Origin of the sequence: Achromobacter sp. Marseille-Q4954 (genome assembly GCF_943737025.1) — a bacterium.
Lineage (GTDB): Bacteria > Pseudomonadota > Gammaproteobacteria > Burkholderiales > Burkholderiaceae_B > Achromobacter > Achromobacter bronchisepticus_A.
This window is the reverse complement of record NZ_CALSFQ010000002.1, coordinates 732,254-745,030: the sequence shown is the minus strand read 5'-3', so window position 1 is coordinate 745,030 and position 12,777 is coordinate 732,254. Positions and strand designations below refer to the sequence as shown.

16 protein-coding genes are annotated in these 12,777 nt (G+C 66.4%); 11 read left to right on the top strand and 5 right to left on the bottom strand.

All coding sequences use genetic code 11. The annotated features are described in order from the left end of the window. The first annotated feature begins 451 nt into the window (after nucleotides 1-451). Together NGK62_RS21450 and NGK62_RS21445 are read left to right on the top strand one after the other, a co-directional pair. Nucleotides 452-766: a DUF736 domain-containing protein gene (locus NGK62_RS21450; RefSeq protein WP_049445269.1), complete on the top strand. Its 315-nt coding sequence runs from the start codon at nucleotides 452-454 to the stop codon at nucleotides 764-766. A 39-nt stretch (nucleotides 767-805) separates the two neighbouring features. Then, nucleotides 806-1,072: a hypothetical protein gene (locus NGK62_RS21445; protein WP_049445265.1), complete on the top strand. Its 267-nt coding sequence runs from the start codon at nucleotides 806-808 to the stop codon at nucleotides 1,070-1,072. On the opposite strand, the gene NGK62_RS21440 is transcribed toward NGK62_RS21445, so the two are convergent. Continuing rightward, on the bottom strand, nucleotides 1,069-1,362 hold the full coding sequence (locus tag NGK62_RS21440; protein WP_071890182.1) for a helix-turn-helix domain-containing protein: 294 nt from the start codon (nucleotides 1,360-1,362) through the stop codon (nucleotides 1,069-1,071). The two genes, NGK62_RS21445 and NGK62_RS21440, sit on opposite strands and share 4 nt — an antisense overlap. Before the next feature lie 318 nt (nucleotides 1,363-1,680). Between NGK62_RS21440 and NGK62_RS21435 the strand changes: the two genes are divergently transcribed. The 9 genes from NGK62_RS21435 to NGK62_RS21395 all read left to right on the top strand — a co-directional run bounded on the left by NGK62_RS21435 (nucleotide 1,681) and on the right by NGK62_RS21395 (nucleotide 9,158). Continuing rightward, entirely contained in the window at nucleotides 1,681-2,031 is a 351-nt protein-coding gene (locus NGK62_RS21435) for a DUF2958 domain-containing protein (protein ID WP_049445260.1), read from the top strand. 346 nt (nucleotides 2,032-2,377) lie between these two features. Continuing rightward, nucleotides 2,378-3,148 carry a DUF2285 domain-containing protein gene (locus tag NGK62_RS21430; RefSeq protein WP_049445256.1) on the top strand — a complete coding sequence of 257 codons (771 nt, stop codon included), beginning with the start codon at nucleotides 2,378-2,380 and terminating at the stop codon, nucleotides 3,146-3,148. Between the two features lie 111 nt (nucleotides 3,149-3,259). Then, on the top strand, nucleotides 3,260-3,544 hold the full coding sequence (locus NGK62_RS21425) for a helix-turn-helix transcriptional regulator (protein ID WP_049445253.1): 285 nt from the start codon (nucleotides 3,260-3,262) through the stop codon (nucleotides 3,542-3,544). Nucleotides 3,545-3,570: 26 nt separating this feature from the next. Then, a complete protein-coding gene (locus NGK62_RS21420) occupies nucleotides 3,571-4,428 on the top strand; it encodes a replication initiator protein A (RefSeq protein ID WP_049445273.1) in 858 nt (285 codons plus the stop codon). A 253-nt stretch (nucleotides 4,429-4,681) separates the two neighbouring features. Beyond that, complete coding sequence (parA, locus tag NGK62_RS21415) at nucleotides 4,682-5,320, top strand: ParA family partition ATPase (RefSeq protein WP_049445250.1); 639 nt, start codon at nucleotides 4,682-4,684, stop codon at nucleotides 5,318-5,320. Continuing rightward, the gene (locus NGK62_RS21410; RefSeq protein ID WP_049445247.1) at nucleotides 5,317-5,601 is read left to right on the top strand and encodes a hypothetical protein; all 285 of its coding nucleotides are present in this window, start codon (nucleotides 5,317-5,319) and stop codon (nucleotides 5,599-5,601) included. Before parA ends, NGK62_RS21410 begins: the two co-directional genes overlap by 4 nt. After that, nucleotides 5,598-6,143 carry a DUF2840 domain-containing protein gene (locus NGK62_RS21405; protein WP_049445245.1) on the top strand — a complete coding sequence of 182 codons (546 nt, stop codon included), beginning with the start codon at nucleotides 5,598-5,600 and terminating at the stop codon, nucleotides 6,141-6,143. Before NGK62_RS21410 ends, NGK62_RS21405 begins: the two co-directional genes overlap by 4 nt. Continuing rightward, nucleotides 6,140-6,727 carry a S26 family signal peptidase gene (locus NGK62_RS21400; protein ID WP_049445242.1) on the top strand — a complete coding sequence of 196 codons (588 nt, stop codon included), beginning with the start codon at nucleotides 6,140-6,142 and terminating at the stop codon, nucleotides 6,725-6,727. The genes NGK62_RS21405 and NGK62_RS21400 overlap by 4 nt, the downstream gene beginning before the upstream one ends. A gap of 436 nt (nucleotides 6,728-7,163) precedes the next feature. Then, nucleotides 7,164-9,158 carry a relaxase/mobilization nuclease domain-containing protein gene (locus tag NGK62_RS21395; protein ID WP_251880225.1) on the top strand — a complete coding sequence of 665 codons (1,995 nt, stop codon included), beginning with the start codon at nucleotides 7,164-7,166 and terminating at the stop codon, nucleotides 9,156-9,158. Nucleotides 9,159-9,356: 198 nt separating this feature from the next. Here NGK62_RS21395 and NGK62_RS21390 read toward each other — a convergent pair whose 3' ends face one another. From NGK62_RS21390 to NGK62_RS21375, 4 genes are all read right to left on the bottom strand, one after another. Next, nucleotides 9,357-10,661, bottom strand: coding sequence for an NAD(P)/FAD-dependent oxidoreductase (locus NGK62_RS21390; RefSeq protein WP_031687786.1), 1,305 nt, complete (start codon nucleotides 10,659-10,661; stop codon nucleotides 9,357-9,359). Further along, the gene (locus NGK62_RS21385; protein ID WP_332880349.1) at nucleotides 10,658-10,996 is read right to left on the bottom strand and encodes an FAD-dependent oxidoreductase; all 339 of its coding nucleotides are present in this window, start codon (nucleotides 10,994-10,996) and stop codon (nucleotides 10,658-10,660) included. The genes NGK62_RS21390 and NGK62_RS21385 overlap by 4 nt, the downstream gene beginning before the upstream one ends. Nucleotides 10,997-11,064: 68 nt before the next feature. Further along, nucleotides 11,065-11,775 (bottom strand): ABC-type transport auxiliary lipoprotein family protein, encoded by a 711-nt coding sequence (locus tag NGK62_RS21380; RefSeq protein WP_023093945.1) that lies wholly within the window; start codon nucleotides 11,773-11,775, stop codon nucleotides 11,065-11,067. Then, a complete protein-coding gene (locus NGK62_RS21375) occupies nucleotides 11,772-12,701 on the bottom strand; it encodes an MlaD family protein (protein WP_023093946.1) in 930 nt (309 codons plus the stop codon). The genes NGK62_RS21380 and NGK62_RS21375 overlap by 4 nt, the downstream gene beginning before the upstream one ends. Nucleotides 12,702-12,777: the final 76 nt, after the last annotated feature.

The window sequence follows — 12,777 nt, the reverse complement described above, 5'->3', positions numbered from 1 at the left end:
GCCTGTACGTCACGGAGGACGGTTCACCGACACGCCGTCCGGCCCTGCAATGGAGCTTCCACGCCACGCCGCATGCAAAAGGCCGCCTGCAACGTCAGGGGCGCTTTCGCCCTTGTCGCCGGGTGTTGTCCTTGCCCGTGTCAGGGCGCAGGCCGGTGAATCCGTCGCGCGGGGATGCCGAGTCGGCCATGTCTCCATTCGGGAGCGGGCGGCCAGTACGTCCTTGTGTTGTTGTGAATCCTGGCGGTGGCTGGGCTTCATGGCCGCAACCTTGCAGCGAAAACAATTTCCCCTGCGCTGCGCGCATTCCTCGCGGGACAAATTCTTTTCGCTTCCAGTTTCTCCACGGTGTTGCGACCGCTGCGCGGTGCGGCCAGCCCATCCCCCGCCGGACGGATCACAACAAGGACGCACTGGCGCGACCTTGTTCAACCCGAAAGGAGAAATCATCATGGCTAACATCGGCACCTTCACCGCAGAGAAAGACGGCTTCACCGGCCAGCTCCGCACCCTGACCCTCAACGTCAAGGCCAAGCTGGTTCCCAACGACAAGGGCGAGAACGAAAGCGCCCCGGACTTCCGCCTTCAGGCGGCCGGCCACGACTTCGGCGCGGCGTGGAAGAAAACCAGCGAGGCCGGGCGGGATTACCTGTCGGTGGCCATCGACGATCCTTCGTTCCCGGCGACGGTCTATGCCCGCCTGATCGAAGGTGAGAACGGCACGCACGACCTGATCTGGTCGCGCAGCAAACCCAAGGCGGCCTGACAGCCGCCCACCGCGCCCCGCCCATTGCGGCGGGGCGCGATGCTGCTGATCGCAGCACCGCACGCACAGGGTTTCGGTAGTTGCCCGATGCTTGGCATGTCCAGGGCAGGCATTGCATTGGCGATGGTCGGATGGCTCGAAGCCCGTGGCAGCAAGCACAGCATGGCGTGTCGGCGCATTGCGCCGCCGGGCTTTCGGGCTGCGCCCCATGCCGCCAATGGCGTCATGTCCATTCGGCTTCAATCCCTCACGCCTTCGCACCTGGCGGCGCTGCGCGCTCCGCTTGCGGAAATCCAGACGCGCTAGGGCGCGTCGCGCTCTTTCAGCACGGCCTCGAACTCTTGGCGCACCTGCGCCAGCAGTTCATCGACCTTGTGCGCGTCGTCGCCGGCGTAGGCCAGCGTCAACAGCGTCAGCGGATGCACTTCCATGACTTCGCATAGCTCGGTCAGCTTGTGCATGGTCGGGCTTTTCAAGTCGCGCTCCAGCGTACTCATGTAGGTGCGGCTGGACACGTCGGAGAACGCTTCCTGGCTCAAGCCTCGCGCCTTCCTGACTGTCCGTATTGCCGTTGCCAATGAGTGTTTCGCTGTCACTAACTTGGTTTCCCCATAAAAACCAAGATGACAGCCGATTGCGCCCTATAGGGCTACAATCTATAGTGTTCATTAATGGCTGAAAGGCTGCTTTCGTGCTTTTACGGAAATCCGTAATTACGGATTCCGACAGAACCGGGGAATCGCATCCGTGTCTTTCCGGCTTCCTACAATTCCGCTTCTGCGCTTGCGTGCTTCTACGGATGCGATGGCTTGCGCGTCCGTGCTTCCCCACGAAAACAAAGAGACGGTTCGGCGGTTCCGTGCTTCGACGCAGAAGCGCATCCGCGCATCCTCGGTTTCATGGAGGTTCCGGCCATGACCTTGTCGCTTGTCACCACCGACGAGCGCGCCCGGCTGCTGACCCATGGCGCGGCGCTAGCCGCTGGTCAGCGGCTCGACCCGTTGCCCGTGGTGCGGCTGTTCACCCCAGACGCGCATGTGACCTGGCTGCTGGTGTCGCTCGATCCTGCGGATGGCGACACGGCCTACGGCCTGATCGACCTCGGGATCGGAATGCCCGCGCTCGGGACGGTCAAGCTGTCCGATCTGGCTGGCATCGTTGGGCCGCGCGAACTGCCAGTGCGACGGGATCGGTATTTCCAGGCGGTGCGTTCGTTGTCGGAGTACGTCCGGTTGGCGCAGGAGAACAGCGCGATCACGGACTGATGAAAGACAGCATGGCCCGGCCAGCCGAGGCGCATTGTGACTATTTCAGTCTTGGTCAAGACCGTCCAGGTCTCAATCCGCATCCTTGCACCGAAGCGGTGCGACCCTGCTGCAATCGGTCATGATCTTCGGCCTGGACTAAGGCACGGTGTCAAGTGCTGCGCGTCAGTTTTATGACGGTGTGGCCGTCGCATTCAGACGATTTTCGCAACGTGCCGGAGCCAAACGGTCTTGACACCAACATTTGCAGCTTAACCATTCTTGATGACGACCTGATGGCGGTTCGATAGCTCCCGCACGGCGGAATTCGTGGCGACGTTCCTGCTGAATGACAGGAGGTTGCGTCATGGCTGACCCGAGCGCCGAACACTGGTATCCGACAGCGGCCTATCTCTACGTCCTGCACCTGGACGGCCCCGCGTTGGCGTGGGAATACCTGCGCCGTCACCCCGACTACCGCCGCGACTGGCTACGCCGTCGCCGACGACCGGACGCGGCGCAGGCTTGGGGCTTGCGCCTGCTGGAAAACCCGGCCCTGGATGCGCGCGATGCGCATCCGGCCTGGTTCCCCGATCACGATGCTGTCGTGCAGGTTTACCCGGACGATGACCCACCACCCGAAGCCCATGCCTTTGAGTTCTGGCGCGTTCCCGGCCGCAAGCAACTGATCCACGATGGCAAGCGCCTGGTGCTGGTGTCGCACTGGCCCGGCTGCTGCCTGCGGCTCGCGCTCGCGTCGGGCCTGGAAGACGGCATGGCCTACCTCTACGCCACCCGCGCCTGCGCCACGCCCTGCGCGCGCTATCGCACGCTCGCGGCCGAGCTGGACGCATTGGCCGTGGCAACGGTTGCCGCGCCTGCGGCGGCGGCCCGTTCCCGGCCCACGACGGCTGCGGTGCTGGAACTGCACACCTTGCAGGCGCTGGACGCGACCCTGGCGGGCGCGTCCTTGCGCGAAGTCGCTGAAGGGCTGTTCGGCACGGATGCCGTCGCCGCCGACTGGCACAAGGACAGCGCCTTGCGTGCTCGCGTGCGGCGGCTGGTACGTCGTGGCGATGCGCTGATGCGCGGCGGCTATCGCCGCCTGGCACAGCTTCCGCTGCTGCCGTTGCAGTAGGGGGGACGTTTCGCGTCCCCCGCAGATCGTCCCTTAGCAAGAAGCCCCGCTTTCTTGAAAGTGCCTCTATCCGGCCGCGTGGTGTGGCCGGGCTTGATGGAGGTACATCCCATGCGACCCGCTCCCTTGCGGCCTGCCGCCGCTGCTGTCGCTGCGCCCGCGCAGCCCCAACGCTACCTGACCAACGACGAAGCCGCCGACTACCTGCGCCTGTCGCCGCGCACGCTGGAGAAACAGCGCGTGATCGGCGGCGGGCCGAAGTTCCGCAAGTTCGGCCGCCGCGTCATGTACGCCGTGAGCGACCTCGACGCCTGGGCCGATGCGCGCAGCTTCGCGGCGACTTCCGACCCGGAATATGCCGAGCGGCATGCGGGCGACTACCGTGACGGCCGCTGATTTCTGGCTCGCCGGTGGCCATCGCCATGTCCAGCCCATCGCTGCCCCTGCGGCAGCGACCAGCGCAGCAGCGGGAACAGCTCGACCTGTTCCGCGCGCTGCCGGGCGACATGGCGCCGCGCGACAGCCAGGACTTGATGGCCTTTCCGTTCTTCTCGCTCGCCAAGTCGCGGCGCACCGCGCCGATCGACTTCCGCGCCGGCGGCATCACCATCCGCGTGGAGGGCACGCAGGAGCACGGCATCGCGACGATCTGGGATGCCGACATCCTGATCTGGGCCGCCTCGCAGATCGTGGAAGCCCGCGATGCGGGCATCCCGACCTCGCGGCTGATGCAGGTGCGTCCCTACGAGATCCTGCGTTTCATCGGGCGCGGTACGTCGCTGCGCGACTACCAGCGCCTCAAGGCGGCCCTGGATCGCCTGCAATCGACCACGGTGGCCACGTCCATCCGAGAGACAACAGGCCGGCGCCTGCATCGCTTCTCGTGGATCAACGAGTGGAAGGAACTGGCCGATGCCAGCGGCGTGCCGCTGGGCATCGAACTGATCCTGCCGGACTGGTTCTATGCGGGTGTGCTGGACGCCGCCCTGGTGCTGACCATCGACCCGACGTACTTCCGGCTCACTGGAGGCATCGAACGATGGCTGTATCGCCTGGTGCGCAAGCACGGCGGCCGGCAGGAGCACGGTTGGCAGTTCGATTTCCAGCACCTGTACCGCAAATCGGGCAGCGTGGCGCGCTTCTACGACTTCGCCGCCGACCTGCGCGCCCTGGTGGCGCGGCAGTCGCTGCCCGGCTACGTCCTGGGCATCGAGCGGATGCCCGGCGAGAAAACCGAACTGCTGACCTTCCGGCCCGTGCCGCCCACGGCACGGGGATAAGTCTGGGAAAACCTGTTAATTCACTCGTGCTATCAGGCAACAGGAGGCTCGTGCTATCAGGCAACAAATCCTCGTGCTATCAGGCAACAAAATCGGCTGCAAAGCCGCGCCAGCATTGGGTTTTTGCGTCCCTTAACTTCCCTAACAGTAAATACATAACTTTTAGTAGAAGCGCGCCGTTTCGGTGGACAACCACCCAACGGCACCAAACGCAGGAGCGAAAGACCGGCTTTCCAACACGGAGGGCCGCGCCATGATCCTCGCTCTGCTCAACCAGAAAGGCGGTGTCGGCAAGACCACGCTCGCCACGCACATCGCGGGCGAACTGGCGCTGCGCGGCCAGCATGTCGTCCTGCTCGATGCCGACCCGCAGGGTTCGTCGCTGGACTGGACGCAGCGCCGCAGCCAGCAAGGCTTGCCACGGCTGTTCAGCGCCGTGGGCCTGGCCCGCGAAACGCTGCATCAGGAAGCGCCAGAACTCGCCAGGCGGGCCGATCACGTCGTCATTGATGGGCCACCCAGGATTGCCGCCTTGGCGCGCTCCGCGCTGCTGGCGGCCGAGCGCGTGCTGATCCCGGTGCAGCCCAGCCCTTACGACTTGTGGGCCAGCTCGGAAATGGTTTCGCTGATCCGCGAGGCGCAGGTGTTCCGGCCGGCGCTGCGCGCGGCCTTCGTCATCAACCGGCGCGTCAGCACCACCATCATCGGCCGCGAGGCGCGGCAATCGCTGGCCGAACAGCCGCTGCCTGCGCTGCGCTCGGAAGTGCATCAGCGCATCGTGTTCGCCGACAGCGTGGCCGCTGGCCGGCTCGCACGCGAGACAGCACCCGACAGCGCCGCTGCCCGCGAAATCACCGCCCTGGTGGACGAATTGCTGCGGTGGCCGACATGACAGCGGAGCAGCCGCCCAACAGCAAACGCACGGGCAAGCGCGTCGGCATCGGCGCACGTCCGCCCGCGAATCCGCACGCCGAGGCGTGGATTCGCCAGGGCGATGCCGATGCACTGGGTAAAGGCGACCTCTACACCGCGCGCCTGACCCTCGACATTACGCCCGCCATGCGGGCGCGCATCAAGGTGTCGGCCTTCACGCAAGGCGTGACCGTGGCCGATCTGCTGCGCGGCCTGCTGGAGCGGGAGTTTCCCGAGAACCACAGGGAGAACACACCATGACGGCATCCGCTTCGCCTGCCGCTGGCGCGGCCACGGCTGCGCCACAGCCATCATTCATCGTGCCTTCCGGCCAATCCGCCAGCGCGCCGCTGACGCGCGTGGCGCTGGCCTACATCGAGGCCCGTTTCAAGCTCTATCTGCGCTTCGGCGAGCCCGCACGCACGCTGCGCCTGGACGACTGGCGGCGCTGCGCGGTGTTCCTGCCTGGCGCGATGTTCTGCCGCATCCGCTGGCAGGCCAACGACTACGGCACGATCCGCTGGCAGCTCATGGTGATGCAGGCTTGCACGCCACTGGACGCGGCGCAGCGCATCCCCGGTGTGCAGCCGGGCGCGCGCCTGCTACTCCACGCCGAAGGCGATACCAACGTGCGCGCCGTGCTGGAACGCATCGACGGCATCGAGGCGCTGGGCATCGCCGCCATCGACGTGTCGCCCGCGTACTGGCGCACGCTGGGCAACCGTCTTGCAGCGCGCCATGCGCTGCCCGAATACACCGCCGAGCGGCACACCGCCTGGCTGGCCGGGAGGGTGTTGCCATGACCGCGCCGACCGCTACCGCCAGCGCGCCGCTTCCTCGCTCGCGCCTGCGCACTCGCATCGTTCTGGCGACACTGGCCGCCATCGGCTTCGCTGCGCTGGCCTGGGCGGCTTTCGTGTCGCCGCTGCCGCGCCTGACCTACAACCCGTCCGACAGCGTGGCGGTCGGCTGGTATCGCATCGACCCGTTCGACCCGCGCACCACTGCGCTGCCACGTCCGTTGTCCGTGGACAGCATCGTGCTGGTGCCGCTGCCGACCAGGGCCGCCATGCTGGCTGCACAGCGCGGCTACCTGCCGACCCGCGTGCCACTGCTCAAGCGTGTGGGTGCGGTCGCACCGCAACACGTCTGCATCGTCGCAGGTCAGGTACGCATCGACGGCGTGCCTGCGGCCGCCGTGCTGCCCGCCGACCGGATGGGCCGGGCGCTGCCGTCCTTGCAGCTTTGCCGCCGCCTCGAACCGGGCGAACTGTTCCTGTTGAGCGTGACCAATCCGGCATCGTTCGACAGCCGCTACTTCGGCCCGGTCAGCGCATCCGCCGTGATCGGCGTCGCGCATCCGGTGTGGCTGGAGGAACGCCCATGATGGCCGCCGACTCGCTGCACGCTGCCGTGCATCTCATCGTGCCATCGGTCGTGTCGATCCAGTGGCTTTCCGCATGTCGTCGCGCGTGCAGTGCGAGCGCATCCGCGCTGCACTTCGCGCTGCCTTCCCATGTGCAGGCGTCTTGCCTCGAACGCGCCCGGTCTGCGGCCGTCGCAGCGTTCGCCGGCGCGCTGGCTGCTCGCACAGCAGCGCCGCCGGGACGCCGGTGCCTGGAGCGACAGCGGAAGGCAAAGGCGGAAGGCAAGACAAAAGGACGCGGCACTAGGCCGCGTCGAAAGCCTGTCTGCACATGGGGGTGGCGCGGCACGGAGCGGCTTCGCCGCCGTGCCGCGTGGGGCGCGAAGGTCGCGCCAATGCAGGCATGTCCGCGTGCTTCGCACGACAGGACACGCCAGAGCTTGCAGGATGCGCGGCCATGAGCGACCGCCGCGACGACGATTTCCGGGTACGCCCCAGCGCCCCGAAGAACCGGGGCAAGGGTCAGGGCCAGAGCTTCGTTTCCAAGGTGCTCAAGCAGGCAGGCAAGGCCAGCAGCGGCAAGTCCTCGATGCGCCATTCCGCAGCCGGCGGCAGCGGCGCACGCGCCGGTCAGCGCCCCGGTTCACGGCTTGGGCGCGGCCACACGGCGGCGCGCTTCGCCGGGGCGAAGCTGACGCCCATGTCGCGGCGCGTGACCATCAAGACCCTGCTGGTCAACCAGCGCAACGCCAGCCCGCAGTCGCTCGCCAGGCACCTGCGCTACATTGAGCGCGACGGCGCCGGCCGCGATGGCGAACCGGGCCGGGCCTACGGGCCGCAGACCGACGAAGCCGACCTCGATGCCTTCAAGGAGCGGGCCGCCGACGACCGGCACCATTTCCGCTTCATCGTCTCCCCGGAGGACGGCGCCGAGCTGGACGACCTGCGCACCTACACCCGGCATCTGGTGAACCGGATGGAAGCCGACCTTGGCACGCGGCTGGATTGGGTGGCGGTGGATCACTGGAACACCGACAACCCGCACGCACACCTGATCGTGCGCGGACGCGACGACACCGGCAAAGACCTCATCATCGCCGGCGACTACATCGCCCACGGCTTCCGCCATCGGGCCGCCGAACTGGCGACCGAATGGCTGGGGCAGCGCACCGAACTGGAGATCCAGCAGACCTTGGGACGCGAGGTGAAACAGGAGCGGTGGACGAGCCTCGACCGCACATTGCAGCGTGAGGCCGGCGTGGATGGCCGGGTGCAGATCGAACGCTTCAATGAACCCCGGCTGCAACGCCAGCGGCTGCTGCTGATCGGCCGACTCCAACGCTTGCAGCGCCTGGGCCTGGCCGACGAGGTGCAGCCCGGCACCTGGGCCGTCCATGCGGACGCGGAGAAGACCTTGCGTGCCCTGGGCGAGCGTGGCGACATCATCCGCACCATGCAGCGCGCCATGAGCGGCCAGCCGCGCGAACTGGCGGTGTTCGAGCCGGGCGACGACGGCCGCACCATCGTCGGCCGCGTGGCCGGCAAGGGGCTGGCCGACGAGCTGCACGACCGCGGCTATCTGGTCATCGACGGGGTGGACGGCAAGGCCCACTACGTCGCGTTGAACGCCGGCGACGAGCTGGCGAACTATCCAACCGGATCGGTGGTGGAGGTGCGTGGTTCCGCGGAGGTACGGGCGGCCGACAAGAACATCGCCGCGCTGGCGAGCGATGGCCTGTACCGCACCGATCATCACCTGGCGATCGAGCAGGGCCGGGCCAAGCCCGACCGCGACCCGCAGCAAGTCGTCGCGGCCCACGTCCGCCGGCTGGAAGCCCTGCGCCGGGCCGGCATCGTGGAGCGCGTGGCCGAGGGGTTATGGAAGGTGCCGGACGACCTGACCGAGCGTGGCCGCCAGTACGACCCGCAACGGCTGGGCGGCGTCGCCGTGGAGCTGAAATCGCACCTGTCCATCGAGCTGCAGGCGCGCGTGATCGGAGCCACCTGGCTCGACCAGCAGTTGATCGGCGGCGGCAAGGGGCTGGGCGACTTGGGCTTTGGTGGCGAGGTCAAGAACACCCTGCAACAGCGCGCCGACTTCCTTGAAGAACAGGGGCTGGCGGAGCGGCGCGGGCAGCGAGTGATCCTGGCGCGCAACCTGCTGGGCACGCTGCGCAATCGGGAACTGGCGCAGGCCGCCAAGGACATTGCCGCCGAAACCGGCCTGGCGCATCGGCCCGCCACGGACGGGCAGCGCGTTGCAGGCATCTACCGGCGCTCCGTCATGCTTGCCAGCGGGCGCTATGCGATGCTCGATGATGGCATGGGGTTCAGCCTGGTGCCGTGGCGGCCTGTGATCGAACAGCGGCGGGGGCAGCAACTCGCAGCGACGATGCACGGTATCGGGGCATCGTGGGAAGTCGGTCGGCCAAAGGGGCCATCGTTGGGCTAGTTCCAGGTACTAGTCCTTTAAAATCTCCGTCGTCATGAAGTCTATGAGTGCTCATAGTTTCGGCGCCATATGCTTGCTGGATGACCAGAGCATGTGGAAGGTGTCCTGACGCTCGGTGCTCTCGTGCTCATGCATACGAACGCAGTGGTCTCAGTGTCGACTATCTGGATATCCAACTCACCAATTCCTTCCAATCGCTCAATCAAGTCGTATCGATCCACGTAAACGTGCGTTGAGCTGATCAACCAGCCACAAGAGACTACCGCGAATGATCCCGTGCAGGCGTGCCTGGTGGCTACGATAGAGCAGCACATGGCTGGCCTGCGCCAGCCTTCCGCGTAGCGTTGTCCCCTTGAGCAGGCCGAACTTGCCCAGCGACGCAAATGCGTCGTACTCGCCTAGTGACACCAGGGATCCAAGGTCGCGGTGCACGAAGTCAGGGGGCGTCAAGCCTCGCTCGATCACGCGCGGAAGTTGGCGGATGAGGTATTGCGCCTGCTGATGTGCAACCTGTGCTGTCGGCGGCAAGGAGCGCTGGTTGCCCGACAAAGTAAGGCTCGCGCAATCGCCCACGGCGTAGATCCGCGGGTCCTGCGTCGTCTGCAGCGAGGGCCGTACCAGTAACTGGTTGATAGCATTCGCTTCCAGCCCCGCTAGATTCGACAGCAAGTTCGCAGCCTTGACCCCGGCCGCCCAGATCTTTAGGGATGCCTCCCGCCGAGTGCCGTCGCTAAACAGGAAGGCATCGGCATCCACTGCGCTGACCCGTGTGTCGGTGTACACACGGACACCCAATTGCTCCAAACGCGCTCGGGTAGCTTCAGAGATGTCTTTGGGAAAGGCGGCCAGTAATCGCGGTCCGCTCTCGATTAAAGCAACTGACATGCGCGACATCAGGTCGTGGGCGCCATACGCCGCCGCTGATTCGGCCAGTTGCACCAATTCGGCAGCCAACTCCACGCCTGTGGCGCCGCCGCCAACTATCCCGATTGAGAGTTGGGCATCCTGCGCCACGCACTGCAGGACACGAAGTCGAATCTCCCGGTTGAATGCATCGGCCTGCTCGCGCGAGTCGATCCGGTAACAGTGGTTTGCGGCACCACGCGTCCTGAAGTCGTTCGCTTGACTGCCGATGGCAATAATCAGAGTGTCATATCCAACTATGCGGCCGGGAATCAGAAGTCGCCCGTCGTCAGCGTAGACTGCGGCGATCTGCAGTTCTCGCCGTTCCCGATTCAGGCCGCACAGCTCGCCAGGCTGGTAGACGAATCCGGTATCGCGCGCCTGCGCCAAGTAGGGTGTTTGCTGCTGCGAAACATCGCGCGTACCTGCCGCGATCATGTGCAGCATAGGCTTCCAGACGTGGGCCGAATCCCGATCGACCAGTGTGACTGTGGGCGTTCCCGGACGTCGCCATCGGCGGGCCAATGCGCTGGCAATCTCCAGCCCCGCCACGCCCCCTCCAACGATCACTAGGCGATGTCTTTGCCGCTGATCAGTCATGATAGAACCCCAAGCAGAAAGGCTGCAGGCGGAACCTGGCAGGCTTGTGAATGTGACGGCGGCAAGGCGCTGACCCACGGCATCGCCTTGGCGGCCGTCACCTTACCGGCGAAGGTATCGACGCGCACTCCCGCACCAACCTCGTTGATGCCGGAGACCTGGCTGCGCACGTGGATGCGGATACCGGCGCGCAGTGCCAGCTGTTTCAGTGAGACGATGAACTTGGCCGGATCAACGATCCACTGCAGGATCCGGGCCGCGCCGAAAGTCTGGGCGCTCGTCACCGCGACCTGCTCTGGCGACACCAAGGCGCAGTCGTAGCCGAGCTCCTGCAGTTCGGCGATTGGGTAACGGCGATGGGCTCGGGTGACCAGTAGCTGTGGACGGACTTGGGCATGGCAGCTTACCTAGTCGAGTGCGACGACTCGGCCGCAGCGGGGGATGGCAGGTCGGCGTGGCGCGCGCGCGCGTCCGAACCGGTGGCGGATGCCGTGGGCTGCTCCAGGACCCAGTCGACGACTTGGGCAGCCAACGCATCCGACGCGGCGCCGAACGCAGCTATCACGTCGGTCTCGCGTTTGCTCGCGGCGGCATGCACCACCTCAAAGCGCCGGCTGACGCCGGCGCCCGCACGGTCGCGCTCGGCCAGTTGCGCGTCGAGCCGGATCGCCACCACCGGCGCGGTGCCGCGCTGTTCGACCTGAAACGCCCGCAGCGCGCCGAGCAGGTCCAGTTCGGCGGCGGGCGCCGCACTGTCCACGTGCACGGTCAGTCGTCCATCCTGGATGAAGGCTTCGGCCAGGCGGTCGCGCAGCAGGACCGGTGCGGTATCGGCCCAGCGCAGTCCCTGCCAGGCCGCAAGGCGTCCATCGGGCTGGGCAATGATGACCCGGTCCGAATCGAGCACCCGATTGCTCGCCGGGGAATGGATGACCAGTATGGGGCCATCGGCGCGCGGCCCATGTACGCCGCTGCGCGCCTGTGCCGGGTGCTGCAACGGCAGTTGGTAGGTGGCGGCTGGCGCCTGCTTGGGCAGGATGCTGCAGGCCGGCAGCGTGGCGGCGAGCAGGAGCGCCGCGAAGGTCGCGGGCAGCTTGCGGGAAGCATGGGTCATGGGGTGGTTTCCTCGATGTTCTCGCTGCCGAGCAGGTAGCCGGCGGGGTTGCGATCCAGACGGCGCAGCACGGTGTTGAGGCTGGCCAGTGACTGCCTCAGTTCGTTCATCGCCGGGCCGGTAGCGGCCATGCCCTGATCCAGCGAGGCCGCATTGCGCTGCAATAGGGCTTCCATCCGCGCCGAACTACGCTCCAGCGAGGCCATGGCCTCACGCGTGCTGGCCAGTGCGGGGCGTCCCTCCTCGTTGAGGATCGCTTGGGCATCGTCGATCACGGCATTGGCCTGGCGCAGTGCCGCGGTTGATTCCCGGCTCGCTTCGGTCAGGTTCTTGACCAGCCCGGCCAGCTCGGTGCGCTGTCCGGCGAGCGTGCCGGTGGTGTCCTCGAGGTTCACCAAGGTCTTATGCACCAGTGCCACGTTCTCTTCGGAGAACAGTTCATGCGTGCGCAGCAAGATGCCGTTGATCGTGGTCATGGTGTTGCCGTCGCCGGAGACCAGCGAAGCCAGAGCCGAGCGCGGCGCCAGGATCAGCGGTTCCTCGCCCTCTTTCCTGGGTAGCAGCGGCACGTCAGGACCACCGTCGCTCAGCTCGATCACCGCAGCGCCGGTGATGCCGGTGATCACCAGTTCGGCCCGGGTGTCCTGGCGAATCGGAATCGAGGTCTCGATGCGCACACGGGCGATGGCCCGGCGCGGGTCCTCGGGCAGCAGTGACAAAGCAGCGACCTCACCGACGGTGATGCCGCTGTACTGGACCGGGCTGCCGATCGAGAGCCCGGTCACCGGCTCGTCGAACATGACGCGGTAGTAGTGGAAGTCACGGTCGGAACGGGCGTCGCCAAGCCACAGCGCGACGCCGAAGCCGAGCGCGGCCAGGAAAAGGACGAAGACGCCGATGGCGACGTGGCGGGCACGGGGCTCCATGATTCAGTGCACCTCTCTGATAGGCATGCGGCTGTTCGGCGCAGGCGCGCGCGACCGCGGTCGGGGGAAGGAGGCG

What these genes read in the sequence shown, in the direction of transcription:
- NGK62_RS21450 (WP_049445269.1), top strand. Translation starts at nt 452, where the DNA reads ATGGCTAACATCGGCACCTTCACCGCAGAGAAAGACGGCTTCACCGGC.
- NGK62_RS21445 (WP_049445265.1), top strand. Translation starts at nt 806, where the DNA reads ATGCTGCTGATCGCAGCACCGCACGCACAGGGTTTCGGTAGTTGCCCG.
- NGK62_RS21435 (WP_049445260.1), top strand. Translation starts at nt 1,681, where the DNA reads ATGACCTTGTCGCTTGTCACCACCGACGAGCGCGCCCGGCTGCTGACC.
- NGK62_RS21430 (WP_049445256.1), top strand. Translation starts at nt 2,378, where the DNA reads ATGGCTGACCCGAGCGCCGAACACTGGTATCCGACAGCGGCCTATCTC.
- NGK62_RS21425 (WP_049445253.1), top strand. Translation starts at nt 3,260, where the DNA reads ATGCGACCCGCTCCCTTGCGGCCTGCCGCCGCTGCTGTCGCTGCGCCC.
- NGK62_RS21420 (WP_049445273.1), top strand. Translation starts at nt 3,571, where the DNA reads ATGTCCAGCCCATCGCTGCCCCTGCGGCAGCGACCAGCGCAGCAGCGG.
- parA (WP_049445250.1), top strand. Translation starts at nt 4,682, where the DNA reads ATGATCCTCGCTCTGCTCAACCAGAAAGGCGGTGTCGGCAAGACCACG.
- NGK62_RS21410 (WP_049445247.1), top strand. Translation starts at nt 5,317, where the DNA reads ATGACAGCGGAGCAGCCGCCCAACAGCAAACGCACGGGCAAGCGCGTC.
- NGK62_RS21405 (WP_049445245.1), top strand. Translation starts at nt 5,598, where the DNA reads ATGACGGCATCCGCTTCGCCTGCCGCTGGCGCGGCCACGGCTGCGCCA.
- NGK62_RS21400 (WP_049445242.1), top strand. Translation starts at nt 6,140, where the DNA reads ATGACCGCGCCGACCGCTACCGCCAGCGCGCCGCTTCCTCGCTCGCGC.
- NGK62_RS21395 (WP_251880225.1), top strand. Translation starts at nt 7,164, where the DNA reads ATGAGCGACCGCCGCGACGACGATTTCCGGGTACGCCCCAGCGCCCCG.
- NGK62_RS21390 (WP_031687786.1), bottom strand. Translation starts at nt 10,661, where the DNA reads ATGACTGATCAGCGGCAAAGACATCGCCTAGTGATCGTTGGAGGGGGC.
- NGK62_RS21380 (WP_023093945.1), bottom strand. Translation starts at nt 11,775, where the DNA reads ATGACCCATGCTTCCCGCAAGCTGCCCGCGACCTTCGCGGCGCTCCTG.
- NGK62_RS21375 (WP_023093946.1), bottom strand. Translation starts at nt 12,701, where the DNA reads ATGGAGCCCCGTGCCCGCCACGTCGCCATCGGCGTCTTCGTCCTTTTC.